General features: G+C 36.1%; 20 protein-coding genes. 6 read left to right on the forward strand and 14 right to left on the reverse strand.

Translation table 11 applies throughout. The features are described from left to right. Window positions 1-39 precede the first annotated feature (39 nt). Together OQ292_RS13385 and OQ292_RS13390 are read left to right on the forward strand one after the other, a co-directional pair. Window positions 40-1,443: an NCS2 family permease gene (locus tag OQ292_RS13385; RefSeq protein WP_284682638.1), complete on the forward strand. Its 1,404-nt coding sequence runs from the start codon at window positions 40-42 to the stop codon at window positions 1,441-1,443. A gap of 120 nt (window positions 1,444-1,563) precedes the next feature. Then, on the forward strand, window positions 1,564-3,411 hold the full coding sequence (locus tag OQ292_RS13390) for a sodium:solute symporter family protein (RefSeq protein WP_284682639.1): 1,848 nt from the start codon (window positions 1,564-1,566) through the stop codon (window positions 3,409-3,411). Between the two features lie 156 nt (window positions 3,412-3,567). Here OQ292_RS13390 and OQ292_RS13395 read toward each other — a convergent pair whose 3' ends face one another. From OQ292_RS13395 to mce, 7 genes are all read right to left on the reverse strand, one after another. Continuing rightward, complete coding sequence (locus OQ292_RS13395) at window positions 3,568-4,731, reverse strand: methylmalonyl-CoA mutase family protein (RefSeq protein ID WP_284682640.1); 1,164 nt, start codon at window positions 4,729-4,731, stop codon at window positions 3,568-3,570. 69 nt (window positions 4,732-4,800) lie between these two features. Then, entirely contained in the window at window positions 4,801-6,990 is a 2,190-nt protein-coding gene (gene scpA / locus OQ292_RS13400) for a methylmalonyl-CoA mutase (protein WP_284682641.1), read from the reverse strand. A gap of 193 nt (window positions 6,991-7,183) precedes the next feature. Continuing rightward, window positions 7,184-8,338 (reverse strand): sodium ion-translocating decarboxylase subunit beta, encoded by a 1,155-nt coding sequence (locus OQ292_RS13405; protein WP_284682642.1) that lies wholly within the window; start codon window positions 8,336-8,338, stop codon window positions 7,184-7,186. Between the two features lie 36 nt (window positions 8,339-8,374). Continuing rightward, a complete protein-coding gene (locus OQ292_RS13410; RefSeq protein ID WP_284682643.1) occupies window positions 8,375-8,797 on the reverse strand; it encodes a biotin/lipoyl-containing protein in 423 nt (140 codons plus the stop codon). Next, complete coding sequence (locus OQ292_RS13415; protein ID WP_284682644.1) at window positions 8,794-9,174, reverse strand: OadG family protein; 381 nt, start codon at window positions 9,172-9,174, stop codon at window positions 8,794-8,796. The genes OQ292_RS13410 and OQ292_RS13415 overlap by 4 nt, the downstream gene beginning before the upstream one ends. A gap of 47 nt (window positions 9,175-9,221) precedes the next feature. After that, window positions 9,222-10,781: an acyl-CoA carboxylase subunit beta gene (locus OQ292_RS13420; RefSeq protein WP_284682645.1), complete on the reverse strand. Its 1,560-nt coding sequence runs from the start codon at window positions 10,779-10,781 to the stop codon at window positions 9,222-9,224. A 14-nt stretch (window positions 10,782-10,795) separates the two neighbouring features. Further along, the gene (mce, locus tag OQ292_RS13425) at window positions 10,796-11,203 is read right to left on the reverse strand and encodes a methylmalonyl-CoA epimerase (RefSeq protein WP_284682646.1); all 408 of its coding nucleotides are present in this window, start codon (window positions 11,201-11,203) and stop codon (window positions 10,796-10,798) included. A gap of 414 nt (window positions 11,204-11,617) precedes the next feature. On the opposite strand from mce, the gene OQ292_RS13430 reads away from it, so the two are divergent. After that, window positions 11,618-12,031, forward strand: coding sequence for a hypothetical protein (locus OQ292_RS13430; RefSeq protein WP_284682647.1), 414 nt, complete (start codon window positions 11,618-11,620; stop codon window positions 12,029-12,031). Between the two features lie 70 nt (window positions 12,032-12,101). On the opposite strand, the gene OQ292_RS13435 is transcribed toward OQ292_RS13430, so the two are convergent. The 6 genes from OQ292_RS13435 to OQ292_RS13460 form a co-directional block, all read right to left on the reverse strand. After that, entirely contained in the window at window positions 12,102-12,734 is a 633-nt protein-coding gene (locus OQ292_RS13435; protein WP_284682648.1) for a hypothetical protein, read from the reverse strand. A 118-nt stretch (window positions 12,735-12,852) separates the two neighbouring features. Further along, window positions 12,853-13,632: a thioredoxin fold domain-containing protein gene (locus OQ292_RS13440; protein ID WP_284682649.1), complete on the reverse strand. Its 780-nt coding sequence runs from the start codon at window positions 13,630-13,632 to the stop codon at window positions 12,853-12,855. A gap of 221 nt (window positions 13,633-13,853) precedes the next feature. Beyond that, the gene (hisC, locus tag OQ292_RS13445; protein ID WP_348970583.1) at window positions 13,854-14,969 is read right to left on the reverse strand and encodes a histidinol-phosphate transaminase; all 1,116 of its coding nucleotides are present in this window, start codon (window positions 14,967-14,969) and stop codon (window positions 13,854-13,856) included. Further along, window positions 14,917-16,206, reverse strand: coding sequence for a histidinol dehydrogenase (gene hisD / locus OQ292_RS13450; protein WP_284682651.1), 1,290 nt, complete (start codon window positions 16,204-16,206; stop codon window positions 14,917-14,919). Before hisD ends, hisC begins: the two co-directional genes overlap by 53 nt. Window positions 16,207-16,256: 50 nt before the next feature. Further along, complete coding sequence (gene hisG, locus OQ292_RS13455; RefSeq protein WP_284682652.1) at window positions 16,257-17,117, reverse strand: ATP phosphoribosyltransferase; 861 nt, start codon at window positions 17,115-17,117, stop codon at window positions 16,257-16,259. 181 nt (window positions 17,118-17,298) lie between these two features. Beyond that, window positions 17,299-17,874 (reverse strand): DUF4136 domain-containing protein, encoded by a 576-nt coding sequence (locus OQ292_RS13460; protein WP_284682653.1) that lies wholly within the window; start codon window positions 17,872-17,874, stop codon window positions 17,299-17,301. Between the two features lie 498 nt (window positions 17,875-18,372). Between OQ292_RS13460 and OQ292_RS13465 the strand changes: the two genes are divergently transcribed. Continuing rightward, window positions 18,373-19,200 (forward strand): HesA/MoeB/ThiF family protein, encoded by an 828-nt coding sequence (locus OQ292_RS13465; protein ID WP_284682654.1) that lies wholly within the window; start codon window positions 18,373-18,375, stop codon window positions 19,198-19,200. An 88-nt stretch (window positions 19,201-19,288) separates the two neighbouring features. Here the strand turns inward: OQ292_RS13465 and OQ292_RS13470 are convergent, their stop codons facing one another. Next, complete coding sequence (locus tag OQ292_RS13470; protein ID WP_284682655.1) at window positions 19,289-20,071, reverse strand: hypothetical protein; 783 nt, start codon at window positions 20,069-20,071, stop codon at window positions 19,289-19,291. 321 nt (window positions 20,072-20,392) lie between these two features. Here OQ292_RS13470 and OQ292_RS13475 point away from each other — a divergent pair, with 321 nt between their 5' ends. Then, window positions 20,393-21,106, forward strand: a complete 714-nt coding sequence (locus tag OQ292_RS13475) for a response regulator transcription factor (protein ID WP_284682656.1) — start codon at window positions 20,393-20,395, stop codon at window positions 21,104-21,106. After that, a complete protein-coding gene (locus OQ292_RS13480) occupies window positions 21,103-21,573 on the forward strand; it encodes a peptidylprolyl isomerase (RefSeq protein ID WP_284682657.1) in 471 nt (156 codons plus the stop codon). Before OQ292_RS13475 ends, OQ292_RS13480 begins: the two co-directional genes overlap by 4 nt.

Below are 21,573 nucleotides of genomic sequence, written 5' to 3' on the forward strand. Positions count from 1 at the left end.
ATTGGGTAGAAATAGAATTTCAACTCAATAGCCCCTTTCATGAAAAATTTTTTCCGGTTAGAAGAGAACAAAACAAACTTTAGGCAAGAAGCCATTGCCGGTTTGACTACCTTTTTTACCATGGCTTACATCATTTTTGTAAATCCGGCCATACTCTCTAAAACCGGAATGGACTTTAACAGTGTAATGTTGGCAACCTGCATTTCGGCGGGAGTGGGTACACTGGTAATGGGCTTACTGGCAAATTACCCTTTTGCACAGGCACCGGGTATGGGGTTAAATGCCTATTTCACCTTTACAGTAGTTTTAGGGATGGGTTACACTTGGCAGCAAGCATTGGCAGCAGTGTTTATTTCAGGTGTATTATTTATCATTCTTACTTTAACAGGAACAAGAAAAGCAATAGTTGAAGCTATTCCATTATCTATTAGGTTGGCGATTCCTGCAGGTATCGGTATGTTCATCGCATTAATTGGTTTTAATAATGCAGGAATTATCCGTTTTAATCAGGGACCGATTATCGATATTATTCTAGCAACAGAAGAGTTCGATCAGGGAAAAATGATTGGCGAGGTATTAGGTGCACCTTCTCAGGTTTTAGAGTTTGGCGACTTTTCAAATCCTTCTGTAATATTAGCCATATTGGGTTTTGCTTTACTGAGTACTTTAATGGTATTAAAAGTAAGAGCAGCCTTGTTTTTCGGAATTATTTTAACTGTGCTTATCGGAATTCCTATGGGAGTTACCCAAATTCCTGATACATTTACACTGAGCAATTTCGATATAAGTCCAACTTTTTTTAAGCTGGATTTTAACGGTTTGCTTTATAATGCTGAGGGAGAAATCTCTTTCTCAGAACTGTTTTTAAACATAGTTACAGTTGTAATTTCTTTTACACTGGTAGATTTGTTCGATACCATAGGTACTTTACTTGGTACAGCCGCTAAAGGTGGTTTTTTAGATAAAGATGGCAAACTACCAAGAATGAACAGAGCTTTAACAGCCGATGCAATTGCCACTACATTAGGTGCTTTGTTGGGTACATCTTCTGTAACTACCTACATAGAGAGCGGTTCTGGAATTGTTGCCGGTGGTAAAACCGGTTTAACAGCAGTGTTTGTGGCTATCTTTTTTTTACTTTCAGTTTTTCTGGCACCATTTGCAGGCATTGTACCTGTAGCGGCAACTGCTCCTGCCTTAATTATGGTTGGGGTGCTCATGATGTCATCTTTAAAGCATATTAACTTCGATAATTTAGAAGAAGCCATACCAGCTTTTTTAATTATAGCAGTCATGCCTTTTTCTTACAGCATAGCAAATGGGATAGCTGCAGGCTTAATATTTTATACATTAATTAAAGTAGTGAAAGGAGACGCTGCTAAAGTGCATCCTGTGGTGTATGTAATTACACTACTATTTATTATCAGGTTTATACTAGTGTAAAAACCTTATCTAAATTACTGACATTTAATCAGATTTATTCGCACTTACTTATATTTTAGGAGTGAAGAATAAGGCATATATTGTAATTTAAAAAATTAAGAGAGATAAATAAATCTGAAGATGGAGTTATCAGTAGTTGATATCATTATTATAGTATTATACCTGTTTTTGACTGTTTTTATAGGTTTCTACATTTCTAAAAAAGCATCAGCAAATCTCGAAGCTTATTTTCTTGGTGGTAAAAGTCTTCCTTGGTATGTATTAGGTGTATCTAATGCTTCTGGAATGTTCGATATCACTGGTACAATGTGGCTCGTAGCACTTTGCTTTATATATGGTTTAAAAAGTGCATGGATTCCGTGGCTCTGGCCAGTTTTCAATCAGATATTTTTAATGGTGTTCCTTTCGGCATGGTTGAGGCGATCAAATGTAATGACGGGAGCCGAGTGGATACAAACGCGTTTTGGTTCTGGTAAAGGTGCCAAGCTTTCAAACATTATAGTAATTGTTTTTGCTTTGGTAACGGTTGTCGGTTATTTGGCTTATGCTTTCCAAGGTATTGGAAAATTTGCTTATACCTTTTTGCCAAAGAGTTTAACATTAGGTGAGTCGGTTTACCAACTTACACCCAATATATACGGCTTAATTTTTATAGGAATTACAGCCCTTTATGTAGTAAAAGGAGGAATGTACAGCGTAGTACTTACAGAGGTTGTTCAGTTTTTAGTGATGACAGTAGCTTCAATTACAGTGGGTATTGTAGCTATGTACCAAGTACCTGCTGATGTTGTTAGCCAAATTGTTCCAGATAGTTGGTATAACCTGTTTTTTGGTTGGGAGCTCGATTTGCAATGGGATATTGCCGCAGTAAATGAGCAGATTCAAAAAGATGGCTATTCGCTTTTCAGCATATTTTTTATGATGATGGTATTTAAAGGAATACTAGTGAGTTTAGCTGGTCCTGCGCCTAACTACGACATGCAGCGTGTGCTTTCTACTAAATCGCCAACCGAAGCTGCAAAAATGAGTGGTTTAGTTTCTTTGGTTTTGTTTATGCCGAGATATATGTTAATTGCTGGTATTGCAATTTTAGGTCTGGCAAGTGTAAATGAGTTGGGCTTAGAACCATTGCAAAACAGTACGACTGGTGTTGCTGATTTCGAGTTGGTGCTTCCACATGTTATTAAAAATTATATTCCTATTGGTTTGGTAGGTTTGCTTTTAGCGGGATTACTCGCTGCTTTTATGTCTACCGTGGCAGCTACTGTAAATGCTGCGCCAGCTTATTTAGTAAATGATATTTATAAGAAATACATCAACCCAGATGCAGAACCAAAAACTTATGTAAAAATGAGTTATTTGTCTACCATCGTAGTGTTAATTATAGGTGTGGGTTTTGGTTTTGCAACCGATTCTATCAATCAAGTAACACAGTGGATAGTGAATGCATTATATGGAGGTTACGCAGTTTCAAACCTATTAAAATGGTTCTGGTGGCGATTAAATGGTTATGGTTATTTCTGGGGAATGCTTGCCGGTGTTTTAGCTTCATTATTCTTACCTATCTTGCCTTTTGTAGATGTATCCTTTATTCCATTGCCAGAAGATTTGGCCAGATTCCCATTAATGTTTGTTTTATCTGCAGTGGGTTGTATTGTTGGTAGTTATTTTACCAAACCTCAAGCAGATGACGAGCTGATAGAGTTTTATAAAAGAGTGAGACCTTGGGGTTTTTGGGAACCTATTCGCCAAAAACTACTCGAAAGAGAGCCTAATTTTAAAATAAACACTTCTTTTAGACGAGATATGGTCAATATTCTAATAGGTATTGTATGGCAGGTTTCTTTGGTTGTATTCCCAATTTATTTAGTAGTAAGAGAAAACTATCTGGCATTGATCGCCTTTGGTGTTGCAGCAATTACCACTTGGTTATTAAAAATTAACTGGTACGATAAGCTGGAAGATTAAAGGGTATTTATAAAAAACAAAAACAAAACAGGCTTGGAAAACTCACTTCCAAGTCTGTTTTGTTATTACCATTCCAATAAAAAAGGTTTACCAGAGAAACTCTCTAATAAACCTTATAAGTAAATATGAAAATGATAATACTAAGACTCTATGTTATTAAGCTTTTACCTGAAATAGCTCCCAAGTTTTCTCAGCTAGCTGAGTAGTGAGTTTTTCTAGGTAATAAGAACCTGCTGCAGGATCAACTGCTTTATCAAAATACGACTCATCTTTTAGCATACAAGAAACATTTCTGGCAATGTGCATAGAGAACTCATCTACTTCTTCAATGCCTTCATTGTGAGGTAAAATGGTTAACATAGTGCACCCTCCAATAATACCAGACATCGCCTGACTTGTATTAGATAGCATATTCAGATAAGGGTCTTCTTTGGTTGCCTCGTCTATTTTAATAGTGGTAGAAGCACTAATTGTTAAATCAGATGCTTGGTATTCCACTTCATAGCAATTGGCAATTTCGGTGTACAGCATGCGAAGTGCTCTCATTCTTGCAATTTCAAAGAAGTAATTATTACGAAGATTAATTCCTATTGAAATTTGCTTGAGTACTTTGTCTGCAGTAAGACCTCTTTCAACTAGTGAATCAGTAAGTTTTACAACTTTGGCTAAAACATCTGCGGTTTCTTCTGAGTAACTTAGTTCAGAAGGGCCAAGGTTTATCTGAAACTTATAACCCGGAAATAAACTTAGCTGCTCGAAAACACTGTAAAACTCTACTTCATTTGTTTCTGAGAGGTTGCAAATGATTTCACCAGAAGTTTTTTCTTTTTCTATTCCTGCTTTTTTAGTGAAGTTGAGCAGGTTTTGCAATAGTTCTCCTGATGCTTTTTTCAAGTAAAAAGACACAGGGCAATACTGCATTTTAATATTATTTAGTAGTACAGTTAGGTTATCAGAAGATAGTATAGAGTCTAGGTAAAAAACAATACCTTCAGCGCCATTTTGTAGTGCTTTAAGTGCTTGTTTGTTAGCGATCTCCAAATCCTTTACTACAATTTTTTGCATATTAAACCAGTAACGATAACCAAATTCAGGGTTTTCGGTATTTAACTGGCTGTTTTGAATACTTTCCAGATTTTTTTCAGCTTCACCTAAGTTTTCACTGTTATAGAAAGGGTCTACTTCAAAACCTTCTTTTGTCTGCCAGACCAGACTTTCTGCATAGTCTTTTCCTTTTAGGTCGGCAATGATTTTATTCTTCCATTCTTCCGTGTTTATTTCTTGGAAGTCTTTGAAAGACAATGACTCGTTGCTTTGCATTTTTAATATGTTTAGGCAATTGTTTTATCAAAATTAAAATCACATTCCAGAGTAGTAGCTACAGAAAGATTAACCTTCCTGTAGTTCCAATAACATTTTCTCTAGAATTTTCTTAGCTGCCACAGGAATTTTAGTTCCAGGGCCAAATACTTCCATTACTCCTGCTTGATATAAGAAATCGTAATCTTTCGGAGGAATTACACCACCAGCAACTACTTCAATATCTTCTCTTCCGATTTTCTTCAATTCGTCTATCAACTGAGGAATAAGTGTTTTGTGACCTGCTGCTAAAGATGAAGCACCGATTAAGTGTACATCGTTTTCTGCTGCTTGTCTTGCAACTTCTTCTGGAGTTTGGAATAATGGACCCATATCAACATCGAAACCTAAGTCGGCGAAGCTGGTTGCAATTACCTTAGCACCTCTATCGTGACCATCTTGTCCCATTTTCGCTACCATAATTCTAGGCCTACGACCATCGAGTTCGGCAAACTGGTCTGATAATTTACGGGCTTCTGCAAAGCTTTCGTCAGAAGCTGCTTCTTTAGAGTATACTCCAGAAATAGAGCGAATAACAGCTTTGTATCTGCCAAATGGTTTTTCCATTGCATCAGATATTTCACCAAGTGAGGCTCTTTTTCTGGCTGCATCTACTGCTAATGCAAGTAGGTTTTCTTCGTCTTTATTAGGATCATCGCCACCTTGTTGTTTTTTCTCAGCACAAACTGTTAAAGCGTGCAATGCAGCTTGTACATCGTCTTCATTTCTTTCTGCTCTAAGCTTTTTAAGTCTGTCGATCTGAGATTGTAATACTGCTTTATTATCTACTTCTAGAATTTCAAATTCTTTTTCGTCATCGCTTAGGTATTTATTTACCCCTACAATTACATCTTTTCCTGCATCGATTCTGGCTTGTCTTCTTGCAGCAGCTTCTTCGATACGCATTTTAGGAATTCCACTTTCAATCGCTTTAGCCATACCGCCTAGTTCTTCCACTTCTTGCATGTGTTCCCATGCTCTTTGGGCTAATTGGTGAGTGAGGTATTCCACATAGTAACTACCACCCCAAGGATCAATTACCTTTGTAATGTCGGTTTCTTGTTGAATAAATTTCTGAGTATTTCTAGCGATACGGGCAGAAAAGTCTGTAGGTAAGGCAATAGCTTCATCAAAAGAGTTGGTGTGAAGCGATTGTGTGTGACCAAGCGCAGCTCCCATAGCTTCTATATATGTTCTTGCTACGTTGTTAAATGGATCTTGCTCGGTTAAAGACCAACCTGAGGTTTGAGAGTGCGTTCTCAATGCCATAGACTTGGCATTTTGAGGATCAAACTCTTTTACCACTTTTGCCCAAAGTAATCTTCCGGCACGCATCTTGGCAATTTCCATAAAGTGGTTCATGCCAATTGCCCAGAAGAACGACAACCTTGGAGCAAACTGATCTATTTTAAGCCCTGCTTTTAAACCTGTACGTATGTACTCAAGTCCATCTGCAAGGGTATAGGCTAGTTCAATATCATTTGTAGCGCCTGCTTCTTGCATGTGGTATCCACTTATACTGATTGAGTTAAATCGAGGCATATAACGAGAAGTATAGGCGAAAATATCTGCAATGATTTTCATACTTGGTAGAGGAGGGTATATGTAGGTATTCCTCACCATAAATTCTTTTAGAATATCATTTTGGATAGTACCGCTTAACTGCTCTTTTTTAACTCCTTGTTCTTCCGCAGCAGCAATGTAGAAAGCCATTACCGGAATAACAGCTCCGTTCATTGTCATTGAAACAGACATCTTGTCTAACGGAATCTGATCGAAAAGAATCTGCATATCAAGTACAGAGTCAATAGCAACACCAGCTTTACCCACATCACCAACTACTCTTGGGTGATCAGAATCGTAACCTCTGTGAGTTGCAAGGTCGAAAGCGACAGATAGACCTTTTTGGCCAGCAGCAAGGTTTCGACGATAAAATGCATTGGATTCTTCTGCAGTACTAAAACCTGCATACTGCCTTATAGTCCATGGGCGCATTACATACATGGTTGAGTAAGGTCCACGTAGGAATGGCGGGATTCCTGAAGCAAAATTCAGATGATCGAAATTGCTGACATCTTTGTTGGAGAAAGCAGGTTTTACAGGAATTTGCTCAGCGGTTTCCCAACTGTTTAACTGGAGTGCTTCCAGGTCCTGTTTCGCTCTGCTTCCTGACTTATCCAGCAACTGTTTAAAGCTTATGTTCTTAAAGTCAGGTTTCATGAGTTTACAATTTTTTTAATTTATTTGAGGTTGCTCTATATGAAAAATGGTGATATCTAGTCTATAAATTTTTTTAATACTATAAAAAATGATATAAAATTTTTCATATTTTCTAATTTTTGCGAAAAAATATACAGAATATTTTAAAATTCGAGTGAATGTATAATTTTTCTAAAACTTTTAAAAGTCTCAATTAATTTAAGAAACTTAACAAAATACCGGCAGCTACTGCAGAGCCGATTACACCAGAAACGTTAGGTGCCATAGCGTGCATCAGCAGGTGATTTGTAGGGTCATATTTTAGTCCTTCGTGTTGTACAACCCTTGCACTATCTGGTACTGCAGAAACTCCAGCTGCACCAACCAATGGGTTAATTTTGTTGCCTTCTTTTAAGAAAAGGTTCATAAACTTGGCAAACAAAATACCTCCGGCGGTAGCAATTACGAAAGAGAGCGCTCCTAAAACAAATATCAACATTGACTGAGGTGTTAAGAAAACACTGGCTTGAGTTGAGGCTCCTACTGTAACACCTAGTAAGATGGTTACAATGTTAATCATGCTGTTACGGGCAGTGTCTGCCAGACGGTTGGTAACTAAAGATTCTTTTAATAGGTTACCGAAAAATAGCATACCTAATAGCGGTAATGCACTTGGTGCAAGAAAACCTGTTAGCAACATACCAAGAATTGGGAAAATCATTTTTTCTGTTTTAGAAACAGTTCTTGGAGGTTTCATTTTGATTCGTCTTTCGTTGTGACCAGTGAGCAATCTCATAATTGGAGGTTGTATAACTGGTACAAGTGCCATATAAGAGTAAGCTGCTATGGCGATAGGGCCTATAAGGTTTTGATTTCCATTTAAACCATTTGCCAATCTAGATGAGATAAAGATTGCTGTAGGTCCGTCTGCACCACCGATAATACCAATGGCTCCTGCTTCTGAAGCATTAAAGCCAAGTGCGATAGCTCCAAGAAAAGTAAGGAATATACCTACTTGAGCGGCTGCTCCCAGTAACATTAATCTTGGACTCGAAATAAGTGTGGAAAAGTCAGTCATTGCACCGATTCCCAAGAAGATAAGCGGAGGATAAACTCCTTTTAAAACCCCTTGGTAGATGTAGTTTAGCACACTGCCATCTTCGTAAATACCAATGTTTAGGCCGGCACCTTCTGTAAAAGGTATGTTACCTATAATAACGCCGAACCCAATTGGAACAAGCAGCAGTGGTTCATATTCATAACGAATTGCCAAAAAGATAAAAAATATCCCTACCAGAATCATAACTAGGTGTCCTGGTGTGGCATTGGCAAATCCAGATAACTCGTAAAATTTGTGTAATCCTTCCATGGTCTTCAACCCCTAAAGGCTGTTTTTCTTAACTGGTTATTCAATTTCAATAAGTAGCTGTCCCTGCAGCACGTTGTCGCCAACTTTAATTTTGATACTTTTTATTGTTCCTCCCTTTTCTGCGAGTACTTTGTTTTCCATCTTCATCGCTTCCATAATTAGTAGCGTGTCTTCTTTTTTCACTACGTCACCTTCTTTTACAAGCAGATCTAGTATAATACCGGGTAGGGGAGCATCAATTTTACTTATTGAAGCATTACTTGCAAGCGGTTTAGGGGCTGCTGTAGGTTGTGGTGTTTTGGCTCTTACTAGTTTAGGAGTCTTGGTTGTTTTAACCTCTTTTTCCAAAGTAACTTCGTAAGGAGTTCCGTTAACCTCTACCTGAGCCAGATTATCTTCTACAGACTTAACCAAAACATCGTAGGTGTGTCCGTTTATGCTGAATTTATAATTTTTCATTTTTTTGAGAATTTATTAGTTTGAGGTTGCAGGTGAGATTGCATTACACTATAGATTTTAGAGCTCCAAGGAGAGTAGTTTCGAGAAACTTTATTAATAGTGAGTTTAGTGATTTCCTCATCGTGCAATTCATCAAAATATAAATGGAGTGCTGTGGCAATAGCTGCATTTACAGCTCCGGATAGATTGTGTTTGCTACTAACTGCGGGTTTTTGTTCTACTGTTTTTTTCTCGAATAAGCCATTTAAAAATAGAAGTACTTTAGGTAGGTTATCGAAAATCAGATACAACGCAACAAGAGCCATAAACACAATGGAATATCCAATGAGTGTCATGTAAATGTGTTCTGTACCGATAGCTGAGATATCGAATTTCATGGCATTTGAATTTTGTGCAATGCATTAATATGCATTGCAGGGTTTGATTAAAGCGGAATATTAGAGTGTTTTTTAGGAGGGTTAACATCCTTTTTAGTTGCCAGTGTTGTTAATGCCCTTATAATTCTGAAGCGAGTATTTCTTGGTTCAATTACATCATCGATATAACCGTGTTGTGCTGCTTCGTAAGGGTTGGCAAACTTGTCTCTGTACTCTTTCTCTTTTGCTGCCACAAATTTATCTCTCTCTGCAGGGTCTGTCATGGCTTTTAGTTCTTTAAAGTGTAATACTTCTATTGCACCTTTAGGACCCATAACAGCAATTTCGGCAGATGGCCATGCATAGTTAAGATCGCCTCTTAGGTGTTTAGAACTCATTACATCATAAGCACCACCATAAGCTTTTCTGAGAATGATAGTAATTTTAGGTACAGTTGCTTCGCCGTAAGCAAATAGTAATTTGGCTCCGTGTAAGATAATGCCTCCGTATTCTTGAGTACTACCAGGTAAGAAACCAGGTACATCTACTAAAGTAACTATAGGTATGTTAAATGCATCGCAGAAGCGAACAAAACGTGCTGCTTTTCTAGAAGCATCGATATCTAACACACCTGCTAAGTAGTTTGGTTGGTTAGCCACAATACCTACAGACATACCATTGAACTTGGCAAAACCAATTACAATGTTTCTAGCATACTGTCTGTGTACTTCGAGGAACTCACCATCATCTGCAATCGTGTAGATAACATCTTTCACATTGTATGGGATGTTAGCACTTTCTGGAATAATTTCGTTTAGCGAATCATCCAATCTGTCTATAGGGTCTGAACAAGGAGTGATTGGCGGTTCTTCCAGATTGTTTTGAGGAAGGTAACTTAACAGTTTTCTTAAGAGCAATATGCCTTCTTCTTCGTTGTCTGCAACAAAGTGGGTAACACCAGATTTGTTAGCATGAACAGTAGCACCACCAAGTTGTTCTTCGGAAATATCTTCACCAGTAACAGTTTTAGAAACTTTTGGGCCAGTAACAAACATGTAACTGGTTTTGTCTGTCATCATGATAAAGTCAGTAAGAGCAGGAGAGTACACTGCACCACCAGCACAAGGACCAAATATGGCAGATATCTGAGGAATAACACCAGAGGCTAAAATGTTTCTCTGGAAGATATCGGCATAACCGGCCAAACTTTTCACACCCTCCTGAATACGAGCGCCCCCACTATCATTAATACCGATAAGGGGGGCGCCTACTTTCATTGCTTGATCCATGATCTTGCAAATCTTGTTTGCATATGCCTTAGATAAAGACCCTCCGAAAACGGTAAAGTCTTGAAAGAAAACATATACAACCCTTCCATCTATAGTTCCGTGTCCGGTCACAACACCATCTGATAAAAATTTCTGTTTATCTAGACCAAAGTCTGTTGAGTGGTGAGTCACAAACATATCGTATTCTTCGAAGCTGCCTTCATCAAGCAGCATTTCGATACGCTCTCTAGCAGTAAATTTACCTTTGGCGTGCTGAGCGTCAATTCTTTTCTCACCCCCGCCCAATCTGGCGAGGTTACGTTTCTCTATTAATTCTTTTATTTTTTCTGCGTTCGACATGGCATTACCTGTGTTCAGGATTTTTTTTCACAAAATTCAGTAAGAGTTCCAAAAGTGGATTTAGGGTGAAGGAAGGCAATATCAAGACCTTCTGCTCCTTTGCGCGGCTTTTCATCAATCAATCTCACGCCTTTTTCTTTTACCTGTTGCAGAGATCCTTCAATGTTGTTTACAGCAAATGCTAGGTGGTGGATACCTTCGCCTCGTTTTTCAATAAATTTTCCTATAGGGCCGTCTGGCTGTGTACTTTCGAGTAGTTCTATTTTAGTTTGGCCAACTTGGAAGAAAGCTGTTTTTACTTTTTGGTCTTTTACTTCTTCAACTTTGTAGCATTTTAAACCGAGAACTTCTTCGTAGTAATTAATTGCTTCATCTAAGTTTTTGACGGCTATACCGATGTGTTCGATGTGAGTTGGAATCATAATTTTAATTTTAATTTTTGTCAGTAATTTTATTTGTGAAGTACCCAAAACTAGAAATGTCTTAATCATTTAATTATGACAATTGTCAGTTCCTGTATTGACTTTAGATAAAAAATGGCCATTTTATATTTGCCTATGCGAATATTAGCTGTGTTTATAGGTGCAAAATACCTAAAAATAGGAAATTGAGCTTGTTTGGCGGTTTTCTTTTAAGCCAGATGGTTAGATTATTCTATATTTTTCAACTAAGATTAATGATTGATATAGGCTTTTAAAACCGTTTAAGCAGATACTCACAGATAAAAAAATATTGAAACAGGTATTGATTCTTTCCTAATATTGTGCTAAATTATTATCGAGTTGGTATGAAGGAGTTGTTATTTTGAAGAATCCACTATCAAAACTACTGAAATTATGAACTCAAGAATTAATAAGATTTTAGTATTAGTTGCTGTTTTTGCTTTAGGCTTAGCATTTCCAATAGGAGAGACCAAACCGTTGTTGTTGTCTGTTACATCTGTTGGAATATTATTTTTTGCAGGGGTATTTACACCGTTTTTAATCAAGAAAAATTCAATCTACAACCAGATTGTTTTAGAGTATCCTAAATGGTCTGATGCATTTACATCAGAAAAGCCATTAACATATACGCATTTTGCAAGTTATTTAACTTTGTGTTTTGGTGTGGGAGCGCTTTTAGGAGGTTTCGCTTTTGCCAATCATGTAAACCATATTGGAGTAAGCTTTATAGGTTTAGGCCTCGGAATTATTTATGGTAACACACTGGTTGCTAAGAGCAATAAAAACGAAAATGAAAGATTTGCTTAAAGGTTTTAAATAAAATACATAAAAAAAGGGGCTCTCAAATTTTTGAGAGCCCCTTTTTTTATACTTCAGATTAAGTTGTTTTCTTCTTCTTGAGTTGAATTATTTCTTTACTGAGTTCTTCATTTTTGTTTATCTCTGTTTGAAGCTCTCTTCTCAACTTCATCTCTTTCTCTTTAGATTTTCTTTTGTAATCTTCTAACTCTTCTTCTGCATCTACAGCTTCTTTTTTCTTTGTAGTTGTAACTCTCTCATTTTCTTTAAATCTGCCGAAGCCAATACCAATTACAGCAGCTAATACAAGAATGATAAATATGTTTACGAATACATAAGTATCTTTATTAATAGATATACCCAAAAACTTTAAATGGTCTACCAAGTACTGGCTGTCTACCACCTGTTGTTCTTTTTGCTCCATACTGGCAGTCATGTCTTTAATTTGAGTTTTTAAAGACTTTATTTCCGTTAGAGTCTCTTTATAGGCATTGTCTTTTGCAGTAATTGTATCGTTAATTTGCTTCCAGAAATTTTCGAGTCTAAATTTCTTTACTACCTCATAATCTTCGTAATCAGTAGACTTGGATTTTAATTCTGAAAATGCCTCTGAGAGGTTTGCAGGAGCTTTATCTGCAGTATCCTGTGCAATTGCCTGTATACAGGTAATGCAAAAAACAAAAACTAATAGTTGAAATAATCTTTTCTTCATCGCTTAATTAGACTAAAAAATCTTAATCACACTCCGCACAAATGTCATTCCGAAGCGGTTTAATTCACGAAAATCCTGTTTAAGTATTTGAACAGGATTTTCTGTTGATATATAAATTTTACAGATTGCTCAAATCAACAAGTACACTACCTTTATAATATTTGTCTTTCATTAAAGCCTTAAAGTAGGTATCTGCCTGAGTTTTATCTGTGAATGGGCCTAAGATAATTTTATATTGTAATTGGTTATCTTCACTCTCTTTAATAAATACCATCGTGTTTTTATGGAATTTTTCTTCTTCAAGTTCGAGTAACTTCATAAAAGTATTTCTATAGTTGCTGTATACTCCAAGTTGAACACCGTATCCTCTTCTGTCTAAGGTTTTAGCAGAAACTTTAAATAAGTATTCGCCTGGTTTTTCTTTAGCAACAGCAAGGTTTTCTGCCTCGCTTACAGAAATATCTGGTGTACCTGTAGCATTTTCAAACTGCTTTAGTTTAGCTTGTAAAGCTTGAGCTGTTTGAAAACCAGATAGTCTGGCCATCATCTTACCTTCTGAAGTAAAAATCAATACTGAAGGAAAGTATAAAACATTGTATTTTTTTGCAAGTTCTTCACCACCATCAAGAATAGATTCACCATCTACTGAAAGTCCTAGATAAGTACTTTGTGCATAGCTTACCAAGCTTTGATTAGTGAAAGTTTCTTCATTCATTTTCTTGGCTATGGGGCTCCAGTTAGCATAGAAATAAACAAAATAGGGTTTGTTTGAATTGAGAGCACGAGTCTGTAATTGCTCATAAGAACCATCAAAAAATATAAAGTCTGTAGTTTGTGCCTTTAATGATGAAGAGAGCGCTAGAATTGTAATGAGCAGTCCAAAAAATAATTTTTTCATAACAGTTATTTTCTTTTAGTTAATTAGCCGAAAAAAATGACTTTTACGGATAAAATTTAAGGTAAATTCTTTAAAAAATACAATTAGAGATTGACTTATATGAAATTCAATCGAAAAAATTAAAGTATTAATACGAATAATACTATTAACTTAAAAAATACACCATTGTTCCTGCTAGATCTGGGAAAAGAGGTGAGCAGGAATCAAATGTAGTGTTTAAATTAAATTTCAGCCAATGCTTTAAGCAATTTTGTATTTTCTTCTGCTGTTCCTACAGTTATCCTTAAACAATTATCGCATAATATTACACTAGAACGATTTCTTACAATAACTAATTGTTTAATTAGCTTATCATATATTTTAGTTGCTTCTGGCACTTTTATCAGTAAGAAGTTTGCATCAGAAGGGTATACCTTTTCAACTAAAGGCATTTCTAATAATGCATTTTTCAGGTTTTCGCGTAATGTAATTAACTCTTCTACTTTTTGCTTTCTTAGTTCGTTTGCATCTAGTGCTTCGAGTACTTTTTCTTGCGTAAGTTGATTTATATTATAGGGAGGCTTTATCTTATTAAGTAAGTCGATAATTTGCTTACTGGCATAAGCCATACCTATTCTTAAGGCCGCCATTCCCCATGCTTTAGAAAATGTTTGTAGAACTATAAGATTCGGATATTTATCCAGAAAATGCACCATGCTTTTCTCAGGAGCAAAATCGATGTAAGCCTCATCTACTACCACTAAACCAGAAAAGTTATTTAAAATCTTCTCTATTTCAGCAAGATTAATCTGGTTGCCTGTTGGATTGTTTGGAGAGCAAACAAAGATTAACTTAACCTTGTTTTCCTTTTCGATTAAAGAAAGAATCTTTTCTGTATCAAGTTGGTATTCGGTCGTTAGTGGAATCTCTAGTGTTTCAACAAGATTAATATCTGCACTTACTTTATACATGCCATAAGTTGGCGGCAATAAGAGTACTTTATCTTTTTGAGGTTCACAAAATGCTCTAAATAGCAAGTCGATGGCTTCGTCGCTACCATTACCAAGAAAAATTTGCTCAGGTTTTACTTCTTTAATTATAGCAAGTTTCTCCTTTACAGCTTTTTGCAATGGGTCTGGATAACGGTTAAAAGCTTCTCCACTAACCGAACCAAAAGGGTTTTCGTTAGCATCGAGAAAAACACCACTTTTGCCAGTATACTCATCTCTGGCAGAAGAATATGGTTTTAGTTTAAGGATGTGAGGCCTTACGATTGATTCTATATTAAACGTGTTTGTTGGCATGTTACTTTTTTCTGATTTCTTCCAATCTGATAGATACTGCTTTTTTATGTGCATCTAATTGCTCAGCTTCAGCCATTCTTTCTATAGTAATACCTATTTGCTTGAGCCCTTCTGTTGTAATATTCTGGAAGGTAATTTTCTTGAAAAAGCTATCAAGAGAAACACCACTATACATTCTTGCATAGCCGTTGGTTGGCAGCGTATGGTTTGTACCAGATGCATAATCACCAGCAGATTCTGGCGTGTAATGGCCTAAAAATACAGAACCCGCATTCACGATTTTTTCTCCAATACTTTCGGCTTTGTCCATCGCAATAATTAAGTGCTCAGCCGCATATTGGTTAATAAGCTCAACACCAGTATCGATAGACTCTACCAAAATAATTTTGCTGTTTTCCAATGCTTTTTCAGCAATTTCTCTTCTTGGAAGTTCGCCAACTTGTCTTTTTACTTCTGCTTCAGTAGCTGCTGCCAATTGGGCATCGTTAGTAACCATAATTACTTGGCTATCTATGCCGTGCTCAGCTTGAGAAAGTAAGTCTGCCGCAATAAACTTTGGATTCGCAGTACTATCTGCCAATACAGCAACTTCAGAAGGGCCGGCAGGCATATCTATAGCCACTCCATATTTTGCAGCTAGTTGTTTTGCAGCAGTTACATATTGGTTACCTGGGCCAAAAATCTTATCAACCTTACTGATTGATTCTGTGCCAAAAGTAAAAGCAGCAATTGCTTGAGCACCACCACATTTATAAATCTTTTTAATGCCAACAAGGTCAGCAGTAAAAAGAATAACCGGGTTTATTTTTCCATCTTTTCCCGGAGGTGTACATAGACTGATCTCTTTGCAACCAGCTAGTTTAGCAGGAATACCCAGCATCAAAACTGAAGAGAATAAAGGTGCTGTACCACCAGGAATGTACAAGCCAACATTTTCTATTGCTACACTTTTTCTCCAGCAATAAACTCCCGGCATGGTTTCTACTTTCTTAACCAGTTCTTTTTGGATTACATGGAACTTCTCTATGTTATTTCTGGCAATACTGATTGATGCTTTTAATTCTTCAGAAACCTGCTCAATGGCTTTATCAATTTCGTAACGGCTTACTTCGAGACTGTCTAAAGATACCTTGTCAAACTTTTGAGTAAAGTCTTTCAATGCACTATCGCCATGCTCTTCTACTGCAGCCATTATTGGTTTTACTTTTTCTTCTGCCTCTTCCAGGTTCATTACTGGTCTTTCTAATATTTCAGACCAATTACTTTTGGCTGGGTATCTTATTATTTGCATAATTTTATAAACTGAATATTATCAAGCTTTTTTCTTCTTAGATTCTCAGTTTAGAGAATCATTTTTTCTATCGGAACAACTAAAATTCCTTCTGCTCCAGCAGCTTTTAGGCTTTCGATTTTCTCCCAAAAATCGTTTTCGTTGATTACAGAGTGTATTGAAACCCATCCTTTATTCGCCAAAGGAACTACTGTTGGGCTGCGCATTCCTGGTAGTATAGATTTTATTTCTTCTACATTACTTTCAGGAGCATTTAGCAATATGTATTTATTGTTTTTTGCTTGTTGTAAAGATTTAATTCTAAACAGCAGCTTTTCAATAATATCTTTTTTCTCTACAGAGATATTTTCGTTTGCAATTAGTACTGCTTCAGACTGGAAGATAGTTTCTACTTCTTTTAATCCATTAGTAAAAAGAGTACTACCAGAACTTACAATATCACAAACTGCTTCTGCAAGACCAATGCTTGGAGCAATTTCTACAGATCCACTAATTTCATGAACTTCAGCATTTACACCATTTTCAGCTAAAAACTTTTCGAGAAGCTTAGGATAGGAGGTCGCAATGCCTTTTCCGTTAAGGTCTTGAGGGCCATTATAATTGGCTGATTTTGCAAGGGCAATAGAAAGTCTGCATCTTGAAAAGCCTAAGCGATGTACAATCGCTACACTCTTGTCTTTTTCAACAACTACATTTTCGCCTACTATCCCAATATCTGCTACTCCATCGGCTACATAACCGGGAATATCGTCGTCTCTCAAAAAGAAAAACTCAATTGGGAAGTTACTTGCTTTTGCCTTTAGTTTTCCGATTCCGTTAGAAACATTAATCCCGCAGGACTTAATTAATTCCATAGAACCTTCGCTTAATCTGCCAGATTTTTGTACTGCCAGTCTGAGAATGTTGTTCATTATTGATTTTACAATTTTGTACTTCTTACATTAAGGTGTAAAATTCGGATGCTTATCCGTAAATTCCCAGTGTTTTGTGTATAAGCTTTTGTTTATATTAGATTTCTTTTGTGTTAACAAGAGAATAAAAAAAAGACTCCCTTAAAAAGGAGCCTTTTTGTAAGTTTATTTGATGTGATGGTTATTCAGATGATGAGGATGTTGAACTGCTTTGTCCTGCTCTGTGATCGAACTTTATGAACATTTTCATTACAGCATCCTTAATTTTACGATCTCTTTCTTCTGGATCTTTAGCAGTTGGGCTTTGTATTGAACCTTGCCATACAAGCACGTTTTTACTAGCATCAACAATGTCCACCAGTATGGTAGCCTCTTCGTACTCATTAATGTTAACATTATTGTAGCCACCAAACCTCCAGTAACCGTAATATGGATTCATAGTTGTAGCATTTCTTTTGGTTTTCACCATTATTCTCACATTGGCTAACAAATCAGGGTTGTCTTCTGTAAACTCATACCCTTTAGACTCCAATGATTGTGCTACTGCTTCTTTTATTCTTCTTTCGTCTAACTGATCGTATGATGGTTTGTCATCTGTTTTCTTCACATCATCCCAAAAATTATAAGTTTTAAATCTCGAGAAATCTGTTCCTGCATCGTAATCAGTTACAACATTACTTACACTTGAGCATGATGCCAGTAATAATCCCATTACTGGTATCATTAAAAATAGTTTATTGAATCGAGTTGTCTTCATAGCATTTAATTTTATAGGTTCTCTAAAAAACTTAGTTAGTATTTTATGTTTCCTATTAAAAAAGTATCTGTAAAAATGAAATGCTATAGGCTTCGAATAAGTTATGTTAGAAAAATAATTTTTAATTAGTTATTTAAATATTACATTGTATTGAAAGTGTAATAAATCACATCAATGATTAATTTTTTTACACCTATACACACAATAAACGTTAATTAGAGCAATTCAGTTTCAATTTATTTGAATGAGTAGAATTGTCTTTATTAAAAATATAACTACTTTTTAATCAGCAACTTACCTTAAACAGGATTTAAAAGAAATTTAGTTCCAGCATTTAAAGCTCTATTCTTTGAGCTGTTAATGAGGCTTAAACATTTTAGGATTACTATAAGTGACCAAATAGATTTGATTTGTAACAAAAAGAAGAATATTGATAATATTTATATTGAAATGTTCTTTAATTGAAGAATTTATTAACTGAAACTTACCAGCATTACTATGTTTAATTACAAGGAGTTTACCAAGAGAAACGAAGGGTATATTATGCCCGAAGTACAAGAGAAAATTAAAAATACTCGTCTATTAATTGCCGGTTGTGGTATAGGAAGTACCATTGCAGAATCAGCAGTTAGATTAGGTTTCCAAAAGATTACATTAGTTGATGCAGACATTATAGAACTTCACAATCTGAATAGACAAGACTATTCTTATAGTGATGTAGAAAAACCTAAAGTACTGGCATTGCAAAACAGGTTATTGGCTATTAATCCAGAAGCAACTATAGAAGTGCATAATGATTGGGTAAGTAGTGAAAATGCAGAAGAACTAGTTTTAAATGCCGATATCGTACTTGATACCATAGATTTCTTAAGTCTTGAAGGAATTACCTCTTTGCACGACCAGTGTAAAATACAGGAGAAGCCTGTAATTAGTGCGGTTTCTGCTGGTTGGGGTGCAGCAGCTCTGTATTTCCCTCCTCATTGCGAGAGTTCTTTCCGTGCATTATTCGGTGTACCAGAGCATGGTGAAGTGAGTCATTTATCTTATGTAAATACTTTTAAGTCTTTTATAGAGCAACTATCTGCGAATTTAGAACCAGATATAATTGAGGCACTATCTAAAGCATTTACCATTATGAAAGATGGAAAACCTTGTCCGGCTTCACAGGTTGCTCCGGGGGCTTTTTCAGTAGGAGCATTGGCAATGAGTATTGTTGTAAGAATTTTATCTGGCAAACATGTAGCAGAAGCTCCTGATCTTGTTTTGTTAAACATGAATGACATATGTACCAATCAGGTAGTTCGTTTGCAAGAGCATATTTATTAATTAGGTTATTTGGTGGTAAATGCGATTTTAAGCTTAGTGTTTTAGGTGTTAATAAAATTGCATTTGCCCTATTTTTTGACGTTTTAGCCTATTTTCCTACATCAGGAAAGGTGTATCTAGACTCTACCATTTGGTAGGCTTCTTCAAAAGAATAACCTTGTTTAAGCAATTCGGAGAACTCATTAAAGCCCTGAAGGCCGACTATATTCCACCAACGAGAAACTTCCCGCATAGAAGTAACATATGAGAAAAAAGGGCTTTTTTCGGTGTACCGCATAAAGTCATGCATATTGGCGAGTTCGGGTAGTTCAGGAGCATTTTTACCATTAGATGTAAGCATCATCCACATGGCATCGGAGTTGGCATATCGGTAGTCTAACATAAGTGCCAAACCTTCATCAAACCAAGTCGGAATTTTAGTTTCACGATTTACCCACCCAACTCGGCTTACTAGCTCTGAGTGCACTAACTCATGGCTAATTACATCTCGATTTAAACCTCCCGGACCAAGTACAATATAGGTGCCTAGAAAGGTTATGTGATTCATACCTGGACTACGCAGATTTGCCCCATATTTTTTCATTATCTCTTTAGAAGGGCCAGCAATTATAGTAGGTTTAGCGGTAATAGAGTCGAAAAAAAGGCCTACTCTGTCTCTAGACTGTTCTATGTTTAAAAGTAATAACTGAACTTCAATGTCATCCATATCAGGGTCAACATAAATACCATTTTCCACTTCTCTTAAACCCGTACCAGAATAGCTTACCATTATGCATCTGATCTGATTCATAAAGAAAATGCCATATGCTACCGAAATCGTAGTAATTACAATAAAGCTGTAGAAAAAAGCGACTTTAAAAAGTTTTTTCATAAAAAGTATACAGCTGAAATGATGCGTTATGCTTTGTTTAACGTTTATTTGAACAAAGATTTAGTGCAAAAAACTTCCCATTGTTAAGAATAACTGCAAAGTCTGATAAAAATTTGCGGAATTTTTTTTAGAATTTCAAATATTACTTCTAAGTTTAATGTGTTAACAAAAGTGAATAAACATCACATTTATGCAATGCACTCATCATTAAATCATACTTTGTGTTGAAGAATATTGTTAAAATGTTAACGTTCCTAAATCTAGTAAAAAAATTGACATGGTTTAAACAGCCATAAAATTGTTACATCTAATCATATAAGTATGAATAAGAAAGCAAAAGTACTACTGGTAGAAGATGACAGAATAATTGCCAAGTTGGTAAAGAGATATCTTGACATCAGAAATTACGATGTAGTATATTGTGATAATGGTAAAGCAGGGTTCAATGCATTTAATAACTACAGTTTTGATATTTGCATTTTTGATGTGATGATGCCTTATAAAGACGGATTTACATTAGCGCAAGAAGTTAGAAAATTAGATGAGTATGTTCCTATTTTATTCATTACTTCGAAAACTCTCGCTAAAGACAAAATCAAAGCTTTTAAAATTGGAGCAGACGATTACCTAACCAAGCCTTTCGATATGGAAGAATTACTTCTAAGAATTGAAGTAATTATGAAAAGGCAACAAAACAAACCTAAGTCTTCTACAATTGAGGATGAAGAGAGCGCCAAATTAGCAATTGGTAATTACACATTAGATGTGCCTTACCAAAAATTGTATTTAGGCGATAGTGAGGAGTTTAGAAAGTTAACTGCCAGAGAGACAGAGCTACTACATTTCCTTTTCAAGCACAGAAATGATCTTATCAGAAGAGAATATATTCTTCAGGAAGTGTGGCAAAATGATGATTATTATGCAGGCAGAAGCCTTGATGTGTTTATGTCGAGACTTAGAAAATATTTGAAAGACGATCCTGCTATACAAATCATTAATGTGCATGCAATAGGATTCAAATTTATTGTTCCTTGAAATTAGTAAGATTTTATACTACAAAAGGAGAGATAGAGGCTGAACTATACACTGAAGATGCACCTGCTACTGTAGAAAATTTTATAGAGCTCGTTGAAGATGGATTTTATGACGGGCTTGTTTTCCATCAATATGTTCATGATACTTTTGTGAAAACCGGGTGCCCAGATGCAGATGGAACGGGGGGACCTGGTTATTTTATTAAGAGTGAACTAAATGGAATGAGGCAATTACACGATATAGGAGTGCTTTCCATGTGTAATGCAGGATTGAATACTTCTGGTTCTCAATTTGTAATTTGCCTTGATAGAAATAATGTTGCGCACCTTGACGGTAATCATACTTGTTTTGGCAAGGTGCGTAACAAAAGTTTGGATGAACTCTACCTTATCAGGCGTTTCGACATGATTAAAAAAGCCGAACTTGATGAACTTGATGATACAGTTGATCCGGATGCTATTGACTAG

Origin of the sequence: Chondrinema litorale, from assembly GCF_026250525.1 — a bacterium.
GTDB lineage: Bacteria > Bacteroidota > Bacteroidia > Cytophagales > Flammeovirgaceae > Chondrinema > Chondrinema litorale.

What these genes read in the sequence shown, in the direction of transcription:
- OQ292_RS13385 (WP_284682638.1), top strand. Translation starts at nt 40, where the DNA reads ATGAAAAATTTTTTCCGGTTAGAAGAGAACAAAACAAACTTTAGGCAA.
- OQ292_RS13390 (WP_284682639.1), top strand. Translation starts at nt 1,564, where the DNA reads ATGGAGTTATCAGTAGTTGATATCATTATTATAGTATTATACCTGTTT.
- OQ292_RS13395 (WP_284682640.1), bottom strand. Translation starts at nt 4,731, where the DNA reads ATGCAAAGCAACGAGTCATTGTCTTTCAAAGACTTCCAAGAAATAAAC.
- scpA (WP_284682641.1), bottom strand. Translation starts at nt 6,990, where the DNA reads ATGAAACCTGACTTTAAGAACATAAGCTTTAAACAGTTGCTGGATAAG.
- OQ292_RS13405 (WP_284682642.1), bottom strand. Translation starts at nt 8,338, where the DNA reads ATGGAAGGATTACACAAATTTTACGAGTTATCTGGATTTGCCAATGCC.
- OQ292_RS13410 (WP_284682643.1), bottom strand. Translation starts at nt 8,797, where the DNA reads ATGAAAAATTATAAATTCAGCATAAACGGACACACCTACGATGTTTTG.
- OQ292_RS13415 (WP_284682644.1), bottom strand. Translation starts at nt 9,174, where the DNA reads ATGAAATTCGATATCTCAGCTATCGGTACAGAACACATTTACATGACA.
- OQ292_RS13420 (WP_284682645.1), bottom strand. Translation starts at nt 10,781, where the DNA reads ATGTCGAACGCAGAAAAAATAAAAGAATTAATAGAGAAACGTAACCTC.
- mce (WP_284682646.1), bottom strand. Translation starts at nt 11,203, where the DNA reads ATGATTCCAACTCACATCGAACACATCGGTATAGCCGTCAAAAACTTA.
- OQ292_RS13430 (WP_284682647.1), top strand. Translation starts at nt 11,618, where the DNA reads ATGAACTCAAGAATTAATAAGATTTTAGTATTAGTTGCTGTTTTTGCT.
- OQ292_RS13435 (WP_284682648.1), bottom strand. Translation starts at nt 12,734, where the DNA reads ATGAAGAAAAGATTATTTCAACTATTAGTTTTTGTTTTTTGCATTACC.
- OQ292_RS13440 (WP_284682649.1), bottom strand. Translation starts at nt 13,632, where the DNA reads ATGAAAAAATTATTTTTTGGACTGCTCATTACAATTCTAGCGCTCTCT.
- hisC (WP_348970583.1), bottom strand. Translation starts at nt 14,969, where the DNA reads ATGCACATAAAAAAGCAGTATCTATCAGATTGGAAGAAATCAGAAAAA.
- hisD (WP_284682651.1), bottom strand. Translation starts at nt 16,206, where the DNA reads ATGCAAATAATAAGATACCCAGCCAAAAGTAATTGGTCTGAAATATTA.
- hisG (WP_284682652.1), bottom strand. Translation starts at nt 17,117, where the DNA reads ATGAACAACATTCTCAGACTGGCAGTACAAAAATCTGGCAGATTAAGC.
- OQ292_RS13460 (WP_284682653.1), bottom strand. Translation starts at nt 17,874, where the DNA reads ATGAAGACAACTCGATTCAATAAACTATTTTTAATGATACCAGTAATG.
- OQ292_RS13465 (WP_284682654.1), top strand. Translation starts at nt 18,373, where the DNA reads ATGTTTAATTACAAGGAGTTTACCAAGAGAAACGAAGGGTATATTATG.
- OQ292_RS13470 (WP_284682655.1), bottom strand. Translation starts at nt 20,071, where the DNA reads ATGAAAAAACTTTTTAAAGTCGCTTTTTTCTACAGCTTTATTGTAATT.
- OQ292_RS13475 (WP_284682656.1), top strand. Translation starts at nt 20,393, where the DNA reads ATGAATAAGAAAGCAAAAGTACTACTGGTAGAAGATGACAGAATAATT.